Genomic DNA, 18,337 nt, shown 5'->3' with positions numbered 1-18,337 from the left:
CGGAGCGGCTATCCTTATCGCAATCTATGTCGTGATAAAAAATAAGAAAAAATAGCCGCCGCTCTTCTGACAAACGCCCGCCGGTAGTGCGATTTACCGGCAGGCGTTCATCATTAAGGGTTTTCAGCGCGATTGACGGTCAGGCGGCACAGCGTTACTGCTGCTGGCCGACAACGTAAGGCGTATACACCCCGTTCAGGCTCTGCAGGAAGGCGACGATATCATCCACATCCTTCTGGGGCAGGTCTGTCCCTACCTGATAGCGCAGCATCTTCTTCACGGCCTCATCCAGCGTGGCAACGTCGCCGCGGTGGAAGTACGGCGCGGTGAGCGCCACGTTACGCAGGCCCGGCACCTTCTGACGCAGCTTATCGCGCGTTTCTTTCGTCACGTTCATGCGGCCAATATCCGCCGCCGTCATCTGACCAAAGTCGAAGTCCTTCTTCAGGCCCAGCGGCTCAAAGGAGCGGCCGCCGAGGATGATCCCGCCGTGGCAGGTGGCGCACTTGTTATCCTTGAACAGCTGATAGCCGTGCTTCTGCTGCGCCGTCATGGCGCTCTCCTCGCCGCGCAGCCACTTATCAAAGGCCGAATTCGGCGTGATTAGCGTCTTTTCAAACTCGGCAATTGCGTCGGTGATGCTATCCCCGGTGAATCCCTCCGGGTAGACCGCGACGAAGTTCGCCTTCAGCACCGGGTCTTTGTCGAGTTTGCCGACAATCTCATCCCAGGACTTAGAGGCCATCTCAATAGGGTTCAGCGGCGGCCCGCCTGCCTGTGCCTGCAGGTTGGGCGCGCGGCCGTCCCAGAACTGCTCAACGTTAAAGGCCGCGTTAAAGACCGTCGGCGCGTTAATCGGGCCAATCGCGCCGCCGACGCCAATCGACGTTTTCCTGCCGTCCACGCCGCCCGCGTTCAGGGCGTGACAGTGGGCGCAGGAGATGGTGCTGTCGCCGGACAGGCGCGGATCGTGATACAGCGTGAAGCCCAGCGCCACTTTCCGCGCGTCAGTCGGCAGCGATTCCGGAATCGGCTGCACCGGCTCGTTGCGGTGCGCGGGCGCCATGTCCTTACTGGCGTAGTAGCGCTCCCGTTGGTTGGCTATCCAGCCGAGCAGGTCTTCCCGCTCTTCGCCGCTGACCGATGCCGCCCAGTGCAGGGCGGTATAGCGCGTCGGCGGCATGGTGTCGTGCTGCATGACCCACTCGATCTTGTTGAGATCGCTCTGCGAAACGGGTTTATCCGCCACCAGCGCGGCGCGCACGTCTTCCAGATTAAAGGACTTGTAGCCCAGCTGGATGTCGTAGTTCATCAGCTGTTTGGCCACCGGGAAAGAGGCGTAAAAAGGCAGCTCGGCGGAGGGCGTGTGGCAGTAGTCGCAGCCCTTCTCGCGCAGAAAGCCGAGCACTTTATTGTTCTCTTCGCTGGAGGAGGCCTGTACCGAGGCTTCCTGGCTGCGGTGGCTGTCGTGATACCAGACGTAGGCCGACAGCCCGAGATAGCAGACCACGACGCCGGAGGCGGCAATGGCGGCAAAACGGGTAAATTTTTTCATTATTTTTCCTCACTGAAGTGAGTGATGGACCCTGAGTATGAGATGAAGATGTAACTATTCGTTACCGAACGAGGTGATGATAAAGGAGGGAAAAGAGGCCAATTTTGTCGTTAATCAATGAATTAGGCAGCCAATGGCTATTAATCAGATAGGCCACGCCTATCTGTCAGCCAGGCGTATTATCCGCGATGGGTAAAAAGCGTGAGTCATAAGACGCGGGCTAGCGGAGCGTCGTTAAGGTGCCGCACCCGACGGCCGCGGCGATGAAAAAAAGCCCCCGCAATCGCGAGGGCAAGCCATATCCGAAACAACATTTCGAATCAGTTAAACACCATACCGCCGTCGATCAGCAGGGACTGGCCGGTCATATAGTCGGAGTCCGGACCAGCGAGGTAGGAGACGCAGGCAGCAACGTCTTCCGGCTCGGAGAGGCGGCCGAGGGTGATTTTTTTAGCGAACTGCTCGGTGCCGTAGCCCAGCGGTTTGCCGGCGGCTTCGGAGACCTGGCGGTCGATTTCGTCCCACATCGGGGTTTTGACGATGCCCGGGCAGTAGGCGTTGACGGTAATGCCCAGCGGTGCCAGATCGCGGGCGGCGGTCTGGGTCAGGCCGCGCACGGCGAATTTACTGGAGCTGTAGACCGCCAGCTCCGGGTTGCCGGTGTGGCCCGCCTGAGAGCAGGCGTTGATGATTTTGCCGCCGTGGCCGGCTTTTTTGAAGGCGTCGATGGCGGCCTGGATGCCCCAGATAACGCCTTTGACGTTGATGTTGTAAACCTTGTCGATAACCTCTTCGGTGATCGATTCAATCGGCGTGGAGGGCGCGACGCCCGCATTGTTGACGATAACGTTGAAGTCGCCGAAGGTGGCGCGGGTTTTCTCAACCGCCGCAAACACCTGGTCGCGGCTGGAGACATCCACTTTGATCGCCAGCGCCTTGCCGCCGCTGCTGTTAATTTCCTGAGCAACGTCTTCGGCCGTATTGATGTTGTAATCGGCGATGGCCACCGCAAAACCGTCTTTTGCCAGGCGCAGCGCAATCGCTTTACCAATGCCCTGACCGGAGCCCGTCACGAATGCTACCTTTTGCATATCAGTATCCTTTCGTTGATTCTCGTTGATTCAAAGTAACTGGCTGAGATGGAGTTGTCCCATCAGCAGCGGGTTATCGCTGTAATCGACCGGTATCGCCACTACGGCGGGACCGTCTGTATCCATTGCTGCACGCAAAACAGGTTCCAGCGCCTCCGCACTTTCAACGGCAAAACCCTTCGCGCCGAAGGCCTCGGCGTAGACTTTAAAATCCACCGGCCCAAAATCGACGCCGGAGGTCCGCTGGTATTTTTTCTCTTCCTGAATAGCCACCATATTATAGGCGTTATCCACCCACACGATGTGCAGGATGTTGGCTTTTAGCCGCACGGCGGTCTCCAGCTCCATGCTCGACTGCAGGAAGCCGCCGTCGCCGGAAACCGAGACTACCTTGCGGCCCGGGTTCACCAGCCAGGCGCCAATCGCCCACGGCAGGGCGACGCCCATGGTCTGCTGGCCGTTGGAGATCATCACCTGACGGGCGCGGAAGCTGTAGAGATAGCGGGCTATCCAGATGTGGAAACTGCCCATATCAACCGTCAGGGTGACGTCGTTGTTCACGATGTCCTGCATGGCGTGAACGATGCGCAGCGGATGCAGGGCAAATTGATTGAGGTGCGCGCCGCGGCGGGTCAGCAGCTCGCGCTGATGCTGACGGTCCACCAGGATCTCGGAAGCGCGCGGGCTCAGATCCAGCGGCGAATGAATGTTGGCGGTCAGCTTTTTCAGCGTGCCGGCAATGTCGCCCACCAGCTCGATATCCGGCGCGTAGCTGCGCTCCTCGTAGGCGGGCAGCACGTCGATGTGAACGAGGGTCGCCTCGCCGGTGTTCCACTTCTCAGGCTCGTACTCTACCGGGCTGTAGCCGATACAGATAATCAGGTCAGCCAGGTGCAGCAGGCGGTCCCCGGCCTGGTTGTTAAACAGCCCCACGCGTCCGGCGAAGCGGGTAAAGTGCTCCTGATGCACCGCGCCGGCGGCCTGATAGGTGCTGGTCACCGGAATGCGGCTTTTTTCCAGCAGCTGGTGCAGCACGGCGCTGTTCTCCTGGCGGCTGGCCATCAGGCCCAGCAGGATCACCGGATTTTTCGCTTTATCAATCATCGCCGCTACCTGGGCGATAGCCTCATCCGGCGCGGCGCCCATCTGCAGGTTGGCAGAAGGCGGCAGGATTGTGCCGGTCACCGGACCGTCGACGATATCCTGCGGCAGGCTGACGAAGGCGCTGCCCGGACGGCCCTGCTCGGCCACGCGAAAGGCGTTGGAGACCACTTCAGAAAGCGCATCCGGAGCGGTGACCTCCACCGAATATTTGGTTACCGGGCTGAACATGGTGACAGTATCCATGCTCTGGTGCACCAGCTTGGCTTTATCCGCGCGTTTCACCGCGCCGCCGAGGGCCACCACCGGGTCGCCTTCGCTGTTGGCGGTCGCCATGCCGGTGACCAGGTTCGAGCAGCCGGGACCGGAGGTGACCAGCGCCACCCCGGCCTTGCCGGTGATGCGCCCCACCGCCCCGGCCATAAAGGCGGCATTGGCCTCGTGGCGGACGGGAATAAGCTGAATCGGCGAATCCACAAGGGAGTCAAACACCTTGTCGATTTTCGCGCCGGGAATGCCGAAGACGTGCTTCACGCCCTGGGCCTCAAGCTGGGCAACCACCAGATCGGCACCGTGCTGCCACTCTTTTACGCGACGTTCGTGACTCATGATTCTCTCCTGTTAGCTCTCAACTGAGCGAATAGCCGCATCAAGATCGTCAGGATGCAGGTTGGCATTAAGGAAGGCGCTGTCGGCCGGAAGATCGATCATCAACTTGTGGATCTCGCCGAAGGTCAGCACGCCGCTATCGAGCTGGTAGTCAAGCAGGTGGCCGCCGCCCTTGCGGTCATCGGTAATGAAGTGTTCGTGATAGCCCGCAACGTTGATGCCCTGCATATGCTGCGGCGAGCGGAAGCCCACCAGCACGCCCTGGCGGCTGTTGAAGCGAAAGACCGGCTGATCGTCGAGGACGTCGGTCATGGCGCGGTAGGGCGGCGTCTGGCGCGGGACGGTGCGGGTGTGGGCGTGGCGGAAGTCGCCGTCGATGCGCAGGGCGCAGAAGAGGTTATCGGAGGGGATCTTGCTGTCGATAATGTCGTGCAGCTTCTGGCGTCCGGTCGGCTGGGTAATCTCCAGCCGGTACTGCGGCTTAAACCAGGTCACCACCGCAAACGGCGTTTTCTGATCCGGGCGCGCGACCCTGGCGCTGCCGTCCGAGCGCAGCTGATATACTTCACTGTTGAAGGCGATCATTTCGCCATCGAGGCCGTTGAAGGTGCCAACGCCAAAGTCGCCGTGGGTCATCAGCTCCGCGATAGTGGTACTGCCCTCATACACGCCGCTGAGCAGCGCGCTCATCAGCGAGGTCTGGTAAAGAACGCTGTCGGGATGCTGGGCTTTGAAGCCGCGCAGCGTTTCGATAAGGCTCTCTTCGCAGGTGCATTCTGTTGAATGGTTCATTGTGGACTTCCTCGTTCAACAAATTTAAGAAAGATTCAATAAATGTTGACGCGATTCAGTTCACAATTCCAATATACAAATACGTCAGGTTCGAGACCTTTTATATATGGAACATCGTTATCTACGCTATTTCGTGGCTATCGCCCGCACCCGCAACTTCACCCGCGCCGCCGAGGAGCTGGGGATCTCGCAGCCGCCGCTCAGCCAGCAGATCCAGCGCCTGGAGCGGGAGGTCGGCACGCCGCTGCTGCGCCGCCTGCCCCGCGGCGTCGAGCTGACGGAGGCGGGCGAGGCCTTTTACGTTGACGCCTGCCAGATCCTCGCCCTCACCGATGCGGCGATGGAGAAAGTGAAGGGCATCGCGCGGGGGATTAACGGCAGCCTGTCGATGGGTATCGCCAGCTCGGATGCCTTCCATCCGAAGATCTTCGCCCTGCTCCACCAGTTTCAGCAGAGCCATCCCGGGGTCAGCGTCCAGCAGCGGGAGGGCAATATGGCGACGCTGATGGGCGCCCTGCGCGAAGGCGAGCTGGATATCGCCTTTATCCGCCTGCCCTGCGAGCACAGCAAGGTGTTCAACCTGCGGATCATCGACGAAGAGCCGATGGTCATTGCCCTGCACCGCGCGCATCCGCTCTCGGGTGAAAAAGCCCTGCGGCTGGACAGGCTGCGGGACGTGCCGCTGGTGCTGTTTCCGGAGTCCATTGCGCCGGGTATCTATGAGCTGGTGTACAACAGCTGCCTGCGGGCGGGCATCGATATGAACCGCACCCAGCAGGCGTCGCAGCTCTCCGCCTCCCTGAGCATGGTGGCCGCCGGGTTCGGCTTTTCGCTGGTGCCGAAATCAATGATGTGCATCAGCCATCCGGACGTGACCTGGCATCCGATTGCCGACAGCACGGTGACGACCGACATCGCCATCGCCTGGCGACGCTTTGAGCGGTCGCGCACCGTGAAGGCCTTTCTCGACGAACACGAAAAATCGACGCGCTAAAAAGCAGCGATTTTTCCCACCGCCGGCGCTGCTTTTTTCCCCGCTTGCGCCGCAGAAAAAAATTGCGCTAATTTTTGCGGCCCGGCTTACGGGCCGTCGCGGTTTTACTTTGTTCTGAATCAAAAAAATCGTAAACATCTTTGATGCAAATCACTACATATAGACTTTAGAATGCACGCCAGCCCTACATCTTGTATTAATCATCTATTCTCAACACAACGCCTGCGGACGCGGGCGGTTTGTTGTGTGGATAAAAGGGGCCGGGATTGCGGGAAGTGGTTGGCCGATAAGCCAAATGCCTTCTGCGGTTCGCCTTCGACCTTTGTGGATAACCTGTTCTTACTATATGGAGCTATCATGACACCGCATGTTATGAAACGAGACGGCTGTAAAGCGCCTTTCAAATCAGCGCGCATCCAGGAAGCCATCCTGCGTGCCGCCAAAGCAGCGGGAGTCGATGACGCAGACTATTGCGCCACCGTCGCAGAAGTCGTCAGCCAGCAGATGCAGGGCCGCGACCAGGTGGATATCAGCGAGATCCAGATTGCCGTTGAAAACCAGCTGATGGCCGGTCCCTACAAGCAGCTTGCCCGCGCCTATATTGAGTACCGCCACGACCGCGACGTGCAGCGCGAAAAGCGCGGCCGCCTGAACCAGGAGATTCGCGGCCTGGTGGAGCAGACCAACTCGGCGCTGCTCAACGAGAACGCCAACAAAGACAGTAAGGTGATCCCGACCCAGCGCGATCTGCTGGCCGGCATCGTTGCCAAGCACTACGCCCGCCAGCACCTGCTGCCCTACGATGTGGTGCAGGCCCACGAGCGCGGCGAGATCCACTATCACGATCTCGACTACTCGCCGTTCTTCCCGATGTTCAACTGCATGCTTATCGACCTTAAGGGCATGCTGACCCAGGGCTTTAAGATGGGCAACGCGGAGATTGAGCCGCCGAAGTCCATCTCTACCGCCACGGCGGTCACCGCGCAGATCATCGCCCAGGTGGCGAGCCACATCTACGGCGGCACCACTATCAACCGCATTGATGAAGTGCTGGCCCCGTTTGTGACGGCAAGCTTTGAAAAGCACCGCAAAACCGCCGAAGAGTGGCAGATCCCCGATGCCGAAGGCTACGCCCACGCGCGCACCGAAAAAGAGTGCTACGACGCGTTCCAGTCGCTGGAGTATGAGGTTAATACCCTGCACACCGCCAACGGCCAGACGCCGTTCGTCACCTTTGGCTTTGGTCTCGGCACCAGCTGGCAGTCGCGCCTTATCCAGCAGTCGATTCTGCGCAACCGCATTGCGGGGCTGGGCAAAAACCGCAAAACGGCGGTATTCCCGAAGCTGGTGTTCGCCATTCGCGACGGCCTCAACCACAAGCCGGGCGACGCCAACTACGACATTAAGCAGCTGGCGCTGGAGTGCGCGAGCAAGCGTATGTACCCGGATATTCTCAACTACGACAAAGTGGTTGAAGTCACCGGCTCCTTCAAAACGCCGATGGGCTGCCGCAGCTTCCTCGGGGTGTGGGAGAATGAAAACGGCGAGCAGGTGCACGATGGGCGCAACAACCTCGGCGTCATCAGCCTCAACCTGCCGCGCATCGCCCTGGAAGCGAAAGGCGACGAAACCGCCTTCTGGACGCTTTTGGACGAACGCCTGACGCTGGCGCGCAAAGCGCTGATGACCCGCATCGCCCGCCTTGAGGGCGTGAAGGCCCGCGTGGCGCCTATCCTCTATATGGAAGGGGCCTGCGGCGTGCGCCTGAAGGCCGATGACGAGGTGTCGGAGATCTTCAAAAACGGCCGCGCCTCTATTTCGCTGGGCTATATCGGCATCCACGAGACCATCAACGCCCTGTTCGGCAATCAGCATATGTACGACAGCGACGCGCTGCGGGCGAAAGGCATCGCCATCGTCCAGCGCCTGCGCGATGCGGTCGATCGGTGGAAAGAGGAGACCGGCTACGGCTTCAGCCTCTACAGCACGCCGAGCGAGAACCTGTGCGACCGCTTCTGCCGCCTCGATACCGCCCAGTTCGGGCTGGTGGACGGCGTCACCGACAAGGGGTACTACACCAACAGCTTCCACCTCGACGTCGAGAAGAAGGTCAATCCGTACGATAAAATCGATTTCGAAGCGGGCTACCCGCCGATCGCCAACGGCGGCTTTATCTGCTACGGCGAGTACCCGAACATTCAGCACAACCTGAAGGCGCTGGAAGACGTGTGGGACTACAGCTATCAGCATGTGCCGTACTACGGCACCAACACGCCGATCGACGAGTGCTACGAGTGCGGCTTCACCGGCGAGTTCGAGTGCACCAGCAAAGGCTTCACCTGCCCGAAATGCGGCAACCACGACGCCGCCCGCGTGTCGGTCACCCGCCGGGTGTGCGGCTATCTCGGCAGCCCGGACGCCCGTCCGTTTAACGCCGGCAAGCAGGAAGAGGTGAAGCGCCGGGTTAAGCACCTGGGGAACGGGCAGATCGGCTGATGCGCTATCACCAGTACTATCCCGTCGACATCGTCAACGGGCCCGGTACGCGATGCACCCTGTTTGTATCAGGGTGCGTCCACGAATGCCCCGGGTGCTACAACAAAAGCACCTGGCGGCTGAACTCCGGACAGCCGTTCACCCAGGAGATGGAAGACCGCATCATCGCCGACCTCAACGACACCCGCGTGAAGCGCCAGGGCGTATCGCTCTCCGGCGGCGACCCGCTGCATCCGGCCAACGTCGCGGATATTCTGCGGCTGGTCAAAAGGGTGCGCGCCGAGTGTCCGGGCAAAGATATCTGGGTGTGGACCGGCTATAAGATTGGCGAGCTTGATGCGGCGCAGCAGGAGGTCGTTGATCTGATTAACGTGCTGGTGGACGGCAAGTTTGTGCAGGATTTAAAGGACCCGGCGCTGATTTGGCGGGGGAGCAGTAATCAGGTTGTGCATAAGCTGCGCTAGCGGTAAGCTGTTCACCCTTCTGCCAGCATCCTTATAGACCGCGGCCCTCTCCCGTTTGCCGATGGCGATAACCAGCACGGTTATCTTCTCATCCTGGACCTGATAAACCAGCCGATACCCCGAGCTTTTCAGCTTAATTTTGTAGCAGTCGGGCAGCCCGCGCAGCCTGGCTGAGGTCTGCCTTGGCTGGCAAAGCACCTCTGCCAGCTTCTTTTTAAACTGCGCGCGCACGGTATCGCCCAGCTTATGCCACTCCTTCAGCGCCCGCGGGTCAAAAACCAGTTCATAGATCATCCAGCCGAACCTTCACGCCCGGCAGCGGGTCGGCCAGCCGCTCTCTGACGGTGCGCAGGAGCGCCTCTTCACTGTCGCTGATGGTCACCGTTTTGACCGGCATGCGGCCATTTTCGGCGAGATACTGAAACAGCAGGCGTACGGCCTCTGTGGGTGAGATATTGAGTTTTGCTAGCACGGTACAGGCCTCTTCTTTGAGTTTATCGTCCAGACGGACATTCAGCGTCGCCATTATGAGCTCCAGAAAAACAAAAGGTGTAATGCATAATAGCATTACACCTGCATTACATCCTATTCTGGAATCACGCTCTCAAAACCGGCTCACGCTCTCCATCGCCACGTCCTTAAACTCGGCAAAATCTTTGCACACGCACAGGCGCGCCATCGCCCGCTCGCGCAGAAACGTCACGAAGATATCGTAAATCGCCATCGCCTCTTCATATTCGCTTTTGCTGATCGCCAGCAGGAAGATCACGTGCGCGGTTTCGTCGCCCCAGGCGATGCCCTGCGGGGCCAGCACCGTGTAGACCACGGTCTTTTTCGCCAGCAGCCCCAGGGCGTGCGGCAGAGCGATACCGTCGCCGAGCATGGTGCTGACGATGGCCTCACGCTCGATAACCGACCCGACAAACTCCGCGTCAACAAATCCCTCATCGGTGAGCTGCTGGCACAGCTGGCTGAACAGCGTCTGCTGGTCCATCCGGCTGTCGATAATGCGGAAGTGGCGGGCGTCGAAGTATTTATCCAGCATCCACGGCCGGGTGCGGTCCACCAGCACCAGCTTGCCGATCTGCTCCAGCTGATACTCGGTGGGGAACGGCGACATCACCACCACCGGCTTGTCCTTTTCGGCGATGCGGGCGGTGGAGACCACGAAGTCCTCGCAGATAGTTTCGCGCTGCTCGTACTCGCGCAGGGTGATGGTGGCGGTCACCTCCAGCTGCGGGTACTTGCGCTGCAGCACCGCCTCGATCATCCGCACCATCGCGTTGCCGGCGTCGCACACCAGCAGCACCCGCGGCTGGCGCTGGTAGCCGATGTTGTAATGGCGCTCCAGCCCGACGCCGATGTGCAGCACCAGGAAGCCAATCTCATTTTCGCTGATGGTCCACGGCGTGTATTTGCTCCAGCCGGAGACCGCCGCCAGGGTCATGTCCCAGGCCATCGGATAGTGCTGCTTGATGTTATCCAGCAGCGGATTGGGGATCATTATCTGGTAGCGCACGCGGGTGATCATGGTCTTGATGTGGGTAAGCAGATCGGCGTGCAGCTGCGCGTCGTCGAGCAGGTTGTAGTTATAGTGGGTGTTGATGTACTGCAGGATATAGTTGACCAGCGCTTCGTCGTCGTCGGCGTTGATCTGGCTGGGCGCCACTTCCTGCACCCGGCGGGCGGCAATGTGCACCCGCAGCCAGTTCTCTTCCGACGCCGCGAGGGTTTTGCCCGCCAGACGCTGAATGACGACCGCAATATCATGCGCGGCGTGGCGCACGTCGTCAGAGACGTCGTCGGCGGTAAACTCCGACAGCGGATAGCCTTCGCTGACGCGCCGCACGGCCACCGCACAGTAGAGGCGCAGGAACAGCTCCCCTTCATCCGTCAGGCGAATATGCCAGCGCCCCAGCGTCTCCTGCAGCGCAAGCGATAGCTGCTCGGGCACGCCGGCGTTGAGCGCCTCCTGCGTCAGCAGCGGATTGGCGCTATCCTGCTGCGCCAGCTGCCACAGCAGATCGGTCAGGCAGGCGCGGATCGCCGTTTCGCTGCCGAACAGCTTCACGCCGTGGCGCGGGCGGGTCTCCAGGGTCAGCTGATAGCGGGCAAGGTATTCGCGCACCTCTGCCATGTCGCTCTGAATGGTGGCCCGGCTGACGAACCACTCATCGGCCAGGTCCTCAAGCTTCAGTGAGAAGGCCGAGGTGAGAAAGCGCACCAGCAGGTAGTGAACCCGTTCACTGCCGGTGCGGGGAATGCGCAGCGCGCGCGGGTGCGCCTCCAGCAGCGCCTGGTAGCGCGCGGGATCGTCCACCCGCAGCCGGTAGCCGCTGCCGCGCGCGAGGACAAACTGCGCTCCGCTCTGGGCCAGCAGCGCGTTGAGGGCGGTAATGTCCGCCCGAACCGTACGCGTAGAGACGCCCAGCCGCTGCGCAAGCTCGTCCTGCGGCAGGGTTTCGTTTTGCAGCATGTCAAACAGCTGCGCCAGGCGCTGGTTCGGGAATCGCACTTCCGCTGTCCTCTTAATTATTGTGCCGGTGAGATCACCATCTGCGACGGACTGCCGACGGCAACATAGCCCGGCTCAAAGGTCAGCTTGCCGCCGTGCGGCGCCACCTTAAAGCGGGTGATGTTGTCGCTGCGCTGGTTCATCACGTACAGCCATTGACCGGTTGGATCGAGCGTCACGGTGCGCGGGTAGTCTCCCCGGGTCCAGATATCGTCCTGATGAATCAGCTCGCCGTCGGCGGATACGGTAAAGTGCGCGACGCTGTTATGCAAACGGTTGGCGACATAAAGCTGTTTCCCGTCACGGCTGAGCGCCATTCCGGCGGCAAAACTGGTGCCTTTATACCCTTCCGGCAGCGCGGAGACGGTTTTGCCTTCGCTGAGCGTTCCTTTTGCCGTATCCAGACGATAGTGGGTCAGGGTTGACGCCTCTTCATTAATCAGCCAGATGCCGTCGCCCTTGGGCGTAAACACAAAATGGCGCGGCCCGGCGCCTTGTGACGAAGCGGCGATAAACGGCGGATCGTTCGGCGTCAGCTTGCCGGCGGCGTCATCAAGCCGGTACTGATAGATCCTGTCCAGCCCGAGATCGGTGGAGAAAACGTATTTTCCCTGCGGATCGGCGGCGATCATGTGCGCGTGCGGCCCGTTGTGGTCGCTGATGGCAAAGCTGCCCTCGGCCGCCGCCGCCGGTTTGCCCGCGCCCGCCGGACCTTCATCCTGATGTTTATCTGTCGCCTCGCCCAGGCTGCCGTCCTCCTTGACCGGCAGCACGGCGATGCTGCCGCTGACGTAGTTAGCCACCAGCAGGTGGCGGCCGTTCGGCGTCAGCGAGAGATAGACCGGCCCGGCGCCGCCGGAAGAGACCTGGTTCAGCTCGGTCAGCGCACCGTCTGCGCCGATCTTCATAGCCTGCACCACGCCCTTCTCTGCTTCGCTGGCGACGTAAAGGACTTTGCCGTCGGCGGAAACGGTGAGCTGGGCGGCGTTGGGAAGCCGGCTGACGAGAGTTTTATCGTGCAGATCGCCGGTTTTCGCATCGACAGTGAAGCGGTAAACGCCTTCACCGTTGGGATTGTAGGTGCCAACCCAGGCATATTGCGCATGTGCGGCGGTAGCGAGCAGGGAGAGTGAAGCGACAAGCAGGTGGCGTGCGGACGGCATGGTGGACTCCTTGACGATGGGTGAGATGCTCTCCGCGATGGAGAGCATCGGGGACGGGGGCTTAACCCACCAGCTTTTTCGTCATCTCCAGCAGGGCGCGAACGTCGTCGGGACGGGTATCGCCGCTGGCCTTATCAATGATCGAGCTGTAAATATGCGGGATCACCTTCTTCACACCCGCATCCAGCGCAATCTTGAGGATCTCGCTGAAGTTCTGCAGATCGATTCCGCCGGTCGGCTCCAGCCAGAAGTCGTTGCGCGCGCAGGCTTCGGCGACCACTTTATACTCCTCGACGTGCTTCAGACCGCCCATCGGGAAATACTTGATAGAGCTGCAGCCCATATCCTTCAGCAGCGCGATGGCGGTATCGACAGGCACAATGCCGTCCGGCGCCTTGCTGCTCAGCGGGCCGGTGGAGATCTTCACCATCCCCGGCGTGCCGGTCGGCGACACCAGACCGTTGACCACGGTTTCATTCTGGCCCAGCAGGGCGCGGCTCGGGCCAACGCCGGTAAACACCTGGTTGACGTGCTGCGGCTGCACCTCGGCGGAGATGGCGCTGACCATCGCCGACTGGTTCGGATCGCCGGCGCCGAGGCCGACGGAGAGCGCGTTATCAATCAGCTTTGCGTACTCGCGCATGTCGGCCACCGCCGTCGGCACGTCCGGATAATTTTTGGAGAGCACGCCGACCAGCACGTGGCCTTCTGCCGCTTCGTATACCGCGCTGGCGTTGGCCTTAGAGCCCGCCAGCACGTTCAGGCAGACGCGGTCACGGTAAAAGTTCGGGGTCAGTTTCATGCGTTTTTCTCCTTGTTAAGCACGGCTTCGATGCGCTTCGCCACGATCTCAAGCTGCTGCGCGTTAACGCTGCGCACGTCGGCTTCAATGATACCTTCGTTGGCCTTGTAGCCGCGGAAGTAGATGGCGTATTCGCCCTTTTTCAGTTCGTTGACCAGTTCGCCGGTGGCGATTTTAGTGACGGCTTCGTCAAATTTGATTTCCGTACGGGCGATATCGCGCCCGGCGGCGTCCCACACCACGCGGGCGGTCACGCCGTTGAGCGCGTTCAGGGCGTCGATAAACGGCGTCATCTTCTCCACCATCTGCGCCCCGCTCTCTTTCTCGGCGGTGAGGTAGTGTTCGATGGCGCAGGTCAGGCCCAGAATGCCCTCTTTACCCACCTTCATGGCGCGGCCAATGCCGTTTGACTGGCGCTTGACCCACTCCACGTACTGGGTTTTGCCGATCACCAGGCCGCTGGTCGGCCCTTCAATGGCCTTGGCGCCGCTGTAGATCACCAGATCGGCGCCGAAGCGGTAGTAGCACTGCAGATCCTCTTCCGCCGCCGCGTCGACGATCAGCGGCAGATTGTGGTGGCGGGCAACCACCGCCGCCTGCTCGACGCTGAGCATACTCTTCTGCACGCAGTGGTGGGACTTGATGTACAGAATGGCCGCCGTGCGCGGGGTAATCGCCGCCGCCAGTTGGTCGGCGGAACACTCGTTGGCGTAGCCCGCCTCCACCAGCTTGCCGCCGCCCAGCGCGACCATAGTGCTGACCGGCGCGCCGAAGTTGACGTTGTGCCCGCGCGGCAGGACGATTTCGTTATTCTCCACCGGCGTAACGTGCAGGTTCTCCAGCAGCCAGTCGCTGTCTTTCACCAGCACCGCCGCCACCGATTGGGCAATGCCCGCCGAGGCGCAGGAGACCACCGTCGCGCCCTCGACGTCGAGCAGCTTCGCGATGTACTCGCCGGTTTTGTTGACCAGGTCCTTCATCTCGAAATAGTGGTTCATCCCGGCCATCGCCGCCTCAACCACTTCCGGGCGCGGCGTGGAGACGCCGAGGATAGTCATGCGCCCGGAGGCGTTAATGACCTGTTTTAAATTGTACTTCTCATAAATCGAAGGCATGTAATGCGCTCCCCTGTTCGGTCATGTAGCCCTTGCCCGCGCGGATAGCGGCCAGCGGCACCAGCTCCCGGTCGGCGTGCAGGACGTCTTTTTCAGCATCCACCAGCTCAAGCGGCTGATGTTTAAGGGTGAAGAGAGTCAGATCGGCGTCGTAGCCCACCGCCAGCTTGCCCTTGTTGTTCAGGCGCACGGCGGCAGCCGCGTGCGAGGTCACGCAGTCGATCACCTGCGGCAGGGTCATGCCCAGCGCGAGGAACTTGGCCATTACCCGCGCCAGGGAGTAAACCGGGCCGTCGATGCGGTTGCGGCAGTAAATATCCGAGCTGATGGTATTCGGCAGAATGCCCATGCCGATGGCCTGCTTCGCCACCGCAAAGCTGAGGCTGGCGGAGCCGTGGCCGACGTCGAGCTTCACGCCGCGCTTGAGCGCAGCGGAAACCGAGGCCCGCAGCTCGCCCGCGGGCGTCAGGATACGGTTCGGCTTGCCGTTATAGCAGTGGGTAATGATATCGCCGGCGGTCAGCAGATCGGCGATCTCGTCGAGGTTCGGCGGGTTGTTGCCAATGTGCACCATCAGCGGCAGATCGCCGTTGGCTTTCTGGAACTGTTTGGCCTTCTCCAGCGGCGTAATGCCGTTGTCGCCCACCACGCTGCTGCTCATCCGCGCCTTAAGGCCGACGATAAAGTCCGGATGGCGCTTCACCGCCGCCGCGAAGGCGTCGGCGTCGATGTTGGCCATGTTCGCCAGCTCGTTCTGGGCGATCAGGCCAACCCGCGAGATGTTGAGCAGAGCGTACACGTCGGTGGCGCATTTGCGGGTCAGTTCATAGAACGTATCCACGTCGTCTGCCCCGGTGCTGCCCGCGTCAATCACCGTGGTGACGCCGGTTTTGATGCCCACGCTATCCGGCTCGTCGTGGTAGATCGGCGACTGCGGATAGCAGTGGACGTGCAGGTCAATCCAGCCGGCGCTGACGTAGTGCTCGCCGTTCAGGGAGACGACTTTCGCCGCCTCCGCGTTTTCAAGGTTGCCCAGGGCGGCGATTTTGCCATCCTGAATGGCGATATCCGTTACCGTATCGTCAGCCAGGCGCGCGCCCTTCAGCAGTAAATCAAACATCGCGTTCTCCTTTGGCTCAGGCAATTGCCACCGGGAAGATGGAGCCGAGGATCATCGCCCCGAGAATAGCCCCGCCGGTAATCGGCTTCTGCCAGATGTAAAAAATCAGGGCGCCAACCAGCGAGCCGATGCCGATTGGAATGGAGGCGGTCATGGCGCTGAGGATAATCAACGGCCCGAGGAAACGGCCGGAGGTGTTGCCCGCGCCCATCATCACGTCGGCGCCGTAGGTGGAGTTACTCTGGTTAATGGTGAACTTGCGCGCCAGGATAATGATATAGCCGATCGCCAGGCCCAAAATCAGGCCGGTCGCCAGCGAGGCGGCAAAGTTGGCCACCGGGAAGACAAAGCCCGCGCCCAGCAGCAGGGCCGGAACCCCGAGGCCGATCCCGGTCTGAATGGCTCCGCCGATATCGAGAATACCCACCAGCGAGCCTTCGATAATACGGGCGAACAGGAAGCTGGCGCCGAACGCGGCCACCGCGCCGTAAACCCCGGTATCAATTCCGGACTTGAGCATCGCCACGAAGGCCACTTCGTTGAAGGCGCCAATGCCGTACAGGTAGTACATGTGCGTCCCGGCGAACACGCCGGAGGAGAGCAGACCGACGAAGATCGGGAAGGACCAGTCTGCGTACCAAAAACCTTTATTCTGTTCCATTTGCTATCCCCTTATTTGCCGCTCAGCGCGTTGTGCAGCAGATCCAGCCAGTTCGGCACCGTCATGTGGAAGGATTCGATCATCTTCATGTCGAAGCCGCGGAAGAAGCCGCTCAGTACAAACAGCACGATAATCGCCGCCATCATTACTTTGGTGACGCGGTTCCAGCCCGCCTCTTCCACGCCTTTACCGATCAGGATGCCCAGCACCAGGCCCGGTACGGCGTTGCCCATAATCAGCTGCGCGGCGCCGCCGAAGATGGTCGCCCAGAAGCCCGACTTCTTACCGGCATCAATCGCCGCCAGCCAGAAAATCACCGGCATGATGATGTTGACCAGCAGATTCGCCGCCGGCACCAGCACTTTGACCGCAGTGACCTGCAGCGCCGCCGGAACCGCAGAGGCGGTGGAGTTAAGGAAGGCAACGACGATCATGCCGATGATGCCGCAGGCAATCGCCATCTTTTTCGGATCGTGCAGGGTCTCTGCCAGATTGCGGTTTTTCACCATCAGCGCCGCCGCGCCCCAGTTGGGGATGATGCGGTGGTCAACGTCCTGGGTGAATGCACCGGCCGCGACGGACGATGCCCAGGCGTTAAAGAAGAATCCGAGACCAAAGGAGAAATGCGACGCCGGGTCACCCTCGCAGGAGTTCAGTTCGCCCAACGTACGAAAAGCACCCATCCCTTGCGTGGTGGGTGCGTGAAACATGCGTGCAGCGCCGGCGCCCACGCCGACGCCGACCAGGCCGCCGATGATAAGCGATTTAATGAGTATAATCAGGAACATGACTCTGCCCTTTTCTAATGGTTATGGGTTCGCGACGAAGTCCACTTTATCGAGATTCAGTGCCGTCACGTTGACGGTCACGTCCAGCTCAACGCTGAACGTCCGCCGCTCGCGGCGCAGGAAGATAAACAGAAATGCCTCTTTGCGCACTGCTACCTGCGCCTGAACCACCGCCACATCCTGGGGTTCAATGCGGAGTAAGATGCGCGGTGACGCCTTCATCACCGCAGCCTGGACATGGTTCAGGGCATCGGCAAAGGCGCGTGCTTTATCCTCGCCTTTGCCCTTGACCCTCACCGTGGTGGTGAACTGTTCTTTCATGCTCAGGCGCCGTACTTCTTCTGCCACGCCTGCACCAGGCGCTCGCCCAGCTCTTCTTTGTCCATAAAGCCAAAGCCCAGCACGTTGGCGCCTTCGTTGATGGCGGTCACGCCTTCGTCAACGGAGCGCATGCCGTATTTGGCTTTATAGCCGTGCTTGGTCTGGGCAGTGATAGCGCCCGCGCCGCCGGAGCCGCAGAAAGAGATGCCGAAGGTGGCGTTTTCTGCTTTCATCACGTCGCCAAGTTTCATATCCGCTGCGACGCCCGGTACGACAACCGCGCGGCCGCCCGCTTTCTCAACGCCTGCCGCCACTTTCTGACCTTTGCCCAGACGGTCGCCAATCACTACGGTAATCTGTGTCATGTATTGCTCCTTAAAGGTTCTCTTTCGCCACTTCGAAGTGCACTGACAGCAGCCAGGCTTCTTCATCCGGAAGGTTGCCGAACTGCGCGACCACTTCCCGGGCAAGTGCCATTGATTCGGGTGAAATTTCTTCAAACAGGCTGGCTTCTACTTCCGGCAGCGGCTCCCCGGTCACCGACCGGTGCGCCATGGCGCGGACGTGGGAGGTCAGCATCTGTTCCTGCACGGCGTTTGGGATGATGCCGCGGCTTTTCAGCAGGCTGTACACCTGACCCAGCATGCGGGTAGCAAGCTCTTCGGTCTGGCTCCCTGCGTCGGTAATCACTGCTCCGTTATTCACTGTTCTGGCCCCGTTGATTTGCGTCTGGATTAACAGTACCGGGCG

The 18,337-nt window shown here is 60.6% G+C and carries 18 protein-coding genes and 1 pseudogene; 3 read left to right on the top strand and 16 right to left on the bottom strand.

The features are described 5' to 3' along the window. Window positions 1–154 precede the first annotated feature (154 nt). The 4 genes from ENGE1_RS03780 to budA all read right to left on the bottom strand — a co-directional run bounded on the left by ENGE1_RS03780 (window position 155) and on the right by budA (window position 5,148). Window positions 155–1,555: a cytochrome-c peroxidase gene (locus tag ENGE1_RS03780; protein ID WP_048273256.1), complete on the bottom strand. Its 1,401-nt coding sequence runs from the start codon at window positions 1,553–1,555 to the stop codon at window positions 155–157. 320 nt (window positions 1,556–1,875) lie between these two features. Continuing rightward, a complete protein-coding gene (locus tag ENGE1_RS03775; protein ID WP_043080693.1) occupies window positions 1,876–2,646 on the bottom strand; it encodes a (S)-acetoin forming diacetyl reductase in 771 nt (256 codons plus the stop codon). 30 nt (window positions 2,647–2,676) lie between these two features. Continuing rightward, window positions 2,677–4,356: an acetolactate synthase AlsS gene (gene alsS / locus ENGE1_RS03770; protein ID WP_048254365.1), complete on the bottom strand. Its 1,680-nt coding sequence runs from the start codon at window positions 4,354–4,356 to the stop codon at window positions 2,677–2,679. 12 nt (window positions 4,357–4,368) lie between these two features. Further along, complete coding sequence (budA, locus tag ENGE1_RS03765) at window positions 4,369–5,148, bottom strand: acetolactate decarboxylase (RefSeq protein ID WP_043080695.1); 780 nt, start codon at window positions 5,146–5,148, stop codon at window positions 4,369–4,371. 106 nt (window positions 5,149–5,254) lie between these two features. On the opposite strand from budA, the gene ENGE1_RS03760 reads away from it, so the two are divergent. The 3 genes from ENGE1_RS03760 (at window position 5,255) to nrdG (ending at window position 9,102) form a co-directional block, all read left to right on the top strand. Beyond that, window positions 5,255–6,142 carry a LysR family transcriptional regulator gene (locus tag ENGE1_RS03760; RefSeq protein ID WP_048254367.1) on the top strand — a complete coding sequence of 296 codons (888 nt, stop codon included), beginning with the start codon at window positions 5,255–5,257 and terminating at the stop codon, window positions 6,140–6,142. Between the two features lie 357 nt (window positions 6,143–6,499). Then, window positions 6,500–8,638 carry an anaerobic ribonucleoside-triphosphate reductase gene (nrdD, locus tag ENGE1_RS03755; RefSeq protein WP_048254369.1) on the top strand — a complete coding sequence of 713 codons (2,139 nt, stop codon included), beginning with the start codon at window positions 6,500–6,502 and terminating at the stop codon, window positions 8,636–8,638. Then, window positions 8,638–9,102 (top strand): anaerobic ribonucleoside-triphosphate reductase-activating protein, encoded by a 465-nt coding sequence (nrdG, locus tag ENGE1_RS03750; RefSeq protein WP_043080698.1) that lies wholly within the window; start codon window positions 8,638–8,640, stop codon window positions 9,100–9,102. The genes nrdD and nrdG overlap by 1 nt, the downstream gene beginning before the upstream one ends. A gap of 12 nt (window positions 9,103–9,114) precedes the next feature. On the opposite strand, the pseudogene ENGE1_RS03745 reads toward nrdG, so the two are convergent. The 12 genes and pseudogenes from ENGE1_RS03745 to ENGE1_RS03690 all read right to left on the bottom strand — a co-directional run. After that, window positions 9,115–9,396 (bottom strand): annotated as a pseudogene (locus ENGE1_RS03745) (type II toxin-antitoxin system RelE family toxin); the annotation flags it as partial. Beyond that, entirely contained in the window at window positions 9,386–9,628 is a 243-nt protein-coding gene (locus ENGE1_RS03740; protein WP_043080699.1) for a type II toxin-antitoxin system RelB/DinJ family antitoxin, read from the bottom strand. The gene ENGE1_RS03740 and the pseudogene ENGE1_RS03745, both read right to left, overlap by 11 nt. Window positions 9,629–9,706: 78 nt before the next feature. Beyond that, on the bottom strand, window positions 9,707–11,617 hold the full coding sequence (locus ENGE1_RS03735; RefSeq protein WP_048254371.1) for a BglG family transcription antiterminator: 1,911 nt from the start codon (window positions 11,615–11,617) through the stop codon (window positions 9,707–9,709). Between the two features lie 17 nt (window positions 11,618–11,634). Next, the gene (locus ENGE1_RS03730; RefSeq protein WP_048254373.1) at window positions 11,635–12,780 is read right to left on the bottom strand and encodes a lactonase family protein; all 1,146 of its coding nucleotides are present in this window, start codon (window positions 12,778–12,780) and stop codon (window positions 11,635–11,637) included. Window positions 12,781–12,841: 61 nt separating this feature from the next. Beyond that, window positions 12,842–13,582 carry a 2-dehydro-3-deoxy-phosphogluconate aldolase gene (dagF, locus tag ENGE1_RS03725; protein WP_043080703.1) on the bottom strand — a complete coding sequence of 247 codons (741 nt, stop codon included), beginning with the start codon at window positions 13,580–13,582 and terminating at the stop codon, window positions 12,842–12,844. Continuing rightward, a complete protein-coding gene (locus ENGE1_RS03720) occupies window positions 13,579–14,697 on the bottom strand; it encodes a DgaE family pyridoxal phosphate-dependent ammonia lyase (protein WP_043080704.1) in 1,119 nt (372 codons plus the stop codon). The genes dagF and ENGE1_RS03720 overlap by 4 nt, the downstream gene beginning before the upstream one ends. Beyond that, the gene (locus tag ENGE1_RS03715; protein WP_048254374.1) at window positions 14,681–15,817 is read right to left on the bottom strand and encodes an amidohydrolase/deacetylase family metallohydrolase; all 1,137 of its coding nucleotides are present in this window, start codon (window positions 15,815–15,817) and stop codon (window positions 14,681–14,683) included. Before ENGE1_RS03715 ends, ENGE1_RS03720 begins: the two co-directional genes overlap by 17 nt. 16 nt (window positions 15,818–15,833) lie before the next feature. After that, window positions 15,834–16,478 (bottom strand): DUF4310 family protein, encoded by a 645-nt coding sequence (locus ENGE1_RS03710; RefSeq protein ID WP_043080706.1) that lies wholly within the window; start codon window positions 16,476–16,478, stop codon window positions 15,834–15,836. An 11-nt stretch (window positions 16,479–16,489) separates the two neighbouring features. Further along, the gene (locus ENGE1_RS03705; protein ID WP_043080707.1) at window positions 16,490–17,266 is read right to left on the bottom strand and encodes a DUF4311 domain-containing protein; all 777 of its coding nucleotides are present in this window, start codon (window positions 17,264–17,266) and stop codon (window positions 16,490–16,492) included. A 21-nt stretch (window positions 17,267–17,287) separates the two neighbouring features. Continuing rightward, window positions 17,288–17,587, bottom strand: coding sequence for a DUF4312 family protein (locus ENGE1_RS03700; RefSeq protein WP_043080708.1), 300 nt, complete (start codon window positions 17,585–17,587; stop codon window positions 17,288–17,290). Between the two features lie 2 nt (window positions 17,588–17,589). Further along, window positions 17,590–17,952, bottom strand: a complete 363-nt coding sequence (locus tag ENGE1_RS03695) for an SFCGS family glycine-rich protein (RefSeq protein ID WP_043080709.1) — start codon at window positions 17,950–17,952, stop codon at window positions 17,590–17,592. A 10-nt stretch (window positions 17,953–17,962) separates the two neighbouring features. Further along, window positions 17,963–18,292, bottom strand: a complete 330-nt coding sequence (locus ENGE1_RS03690; RefSeq protein WP_071883268.1) for a glycine dehydrogenase — start codon at window positions 18,290–18,292, stop codon at window positions 17,963–17,965. Window positions 18,293–18,337: the final 45 nt, after the last annotated feature.

The organism is Pluralibacter gergoviae ATCC 33028 = NBRC 105706 (genome assembly GCF_001598855.1).
Lineage (GTDB): Bacteria > Pseudomonadota > Gammaproteobacteria > Enterobacterales > Enterobacteriaceae > Pluralibacter > Pluralibacter gergoviae.
This window is presented reverse-complemented; position numbering and strand designations above follow the sequence as displayed.

Bases quoted from the DNA above. Each gene is read 5' to 3' on its own strand.
- ENGE1_RS03780 (WP_048273256.1), bottom strand. From the start codon at position 1,555: ATGAAAAAATTTACCCGTTTTGCCGCCATTGCCGCCTCCGGCGTCGTG.
- ENGE1_RS03775 (WP_043080693.1), bottom strand. From the start codon at position 2,646: ATGCAAAAGGTAGCATTCGTGACGGGCTCCGGTCAGGGCATTGGTAAA.
- alsS (WP_048254365.1), bottom strand. From the start codon at position 4,356: ATGAGTCACGAACGTCGCGTAAAAGAGTGGCAGCACGGTGCCGATCTG.
- budA (WP_043080695.1), bottom strand. From the start codon at position 5,148: ATGAACCATTCAACAGAATGCACCTGCGAAGAGAGCCTTATCGAAACG.
- ENGE1_RS03760 (WP_048254367.1), top strand. From the start codon at position 5,255: ATGGAACATCGTTATCTACGCTATTTCGTGGCTATCGCCCGCACCCGC.
- nrdD (WP_048254369.1), top strand. From the start codon at position 6,500: ATGACACCGCATGTTATGAAACGAGACGGCTGTAAAGCGCCTTTCAAA.
- nrdG (WP_043080698.1), top strand. From the start codon at position 8,638: ATGCGCTATCACCAGTACTATCCCGTCGACATCGTCAACGGGCCCGGT.
- ENGE1_RS03740 (WP_043080699.1), bottom strand. From the start codon at position 9,628: ATGGCGACGCTGAATGTCCGTCTGGACGATAAACTCAAAGAAGAGGCC.
- ENGE1_RS03730 (WP_048254373.1), bottom strand. From the start codon at position 12,780: ATGCCGTCCGCACGCCACCTGCTTGTCGCTTCACTCTCCCTGCTCGCT.
- dagF (WP_043080703.1), bottom strand. From the start codon at position 13,582: ATGAAACTGACCCCGAACTTTTACCGTGACCGCGTCTGCCTGAACGTG.
- ENGE1_RS03720 (WP_043080704.1), bottom strand. From the start codon at position 14,697: ATGCCTTCGATTTATGAGAAGTACAATTTAAAACAGGTCATTAACGCC.
- ENGE1_RS03715 (WP_048254374.1), bottom strand. From the start codon at position 15,817: ATGTTTGATTTACTGCTGAAGGGCGCGCGCCTGGCTGACGATACGGTA.
- ENGE1_RS03710 (WP_043080706.1), bottom strand. From the start codon at position 16,478: ATGGAACAGAATAAAGGTTTTTGGTACGCAGACTGGTCCTTCCCGATC.
- ENGE1_RS03705 (WP_043080707.1), bottom strand. From the start codon at position 17,266: ATGTTCCTGATTATACTCATTAAATCGCTTATCATCGGCGGCCTGGTC.
- ENGE1_RS03700 (WP_043080708.1), bottom strand. From the start codon at position 17,587: ATGAAAGAACAGTTCACCACCACGGTGAGGGTCAAGGGCAAAGGCGAG.
- ENGE1_RS03695 (WP_043080709.1), bottom strand. From the start codon at position 17,952: ATGACACAGATTACCGTAGTGATTGGCGACCGTCTGGGCAAAGGTCAG.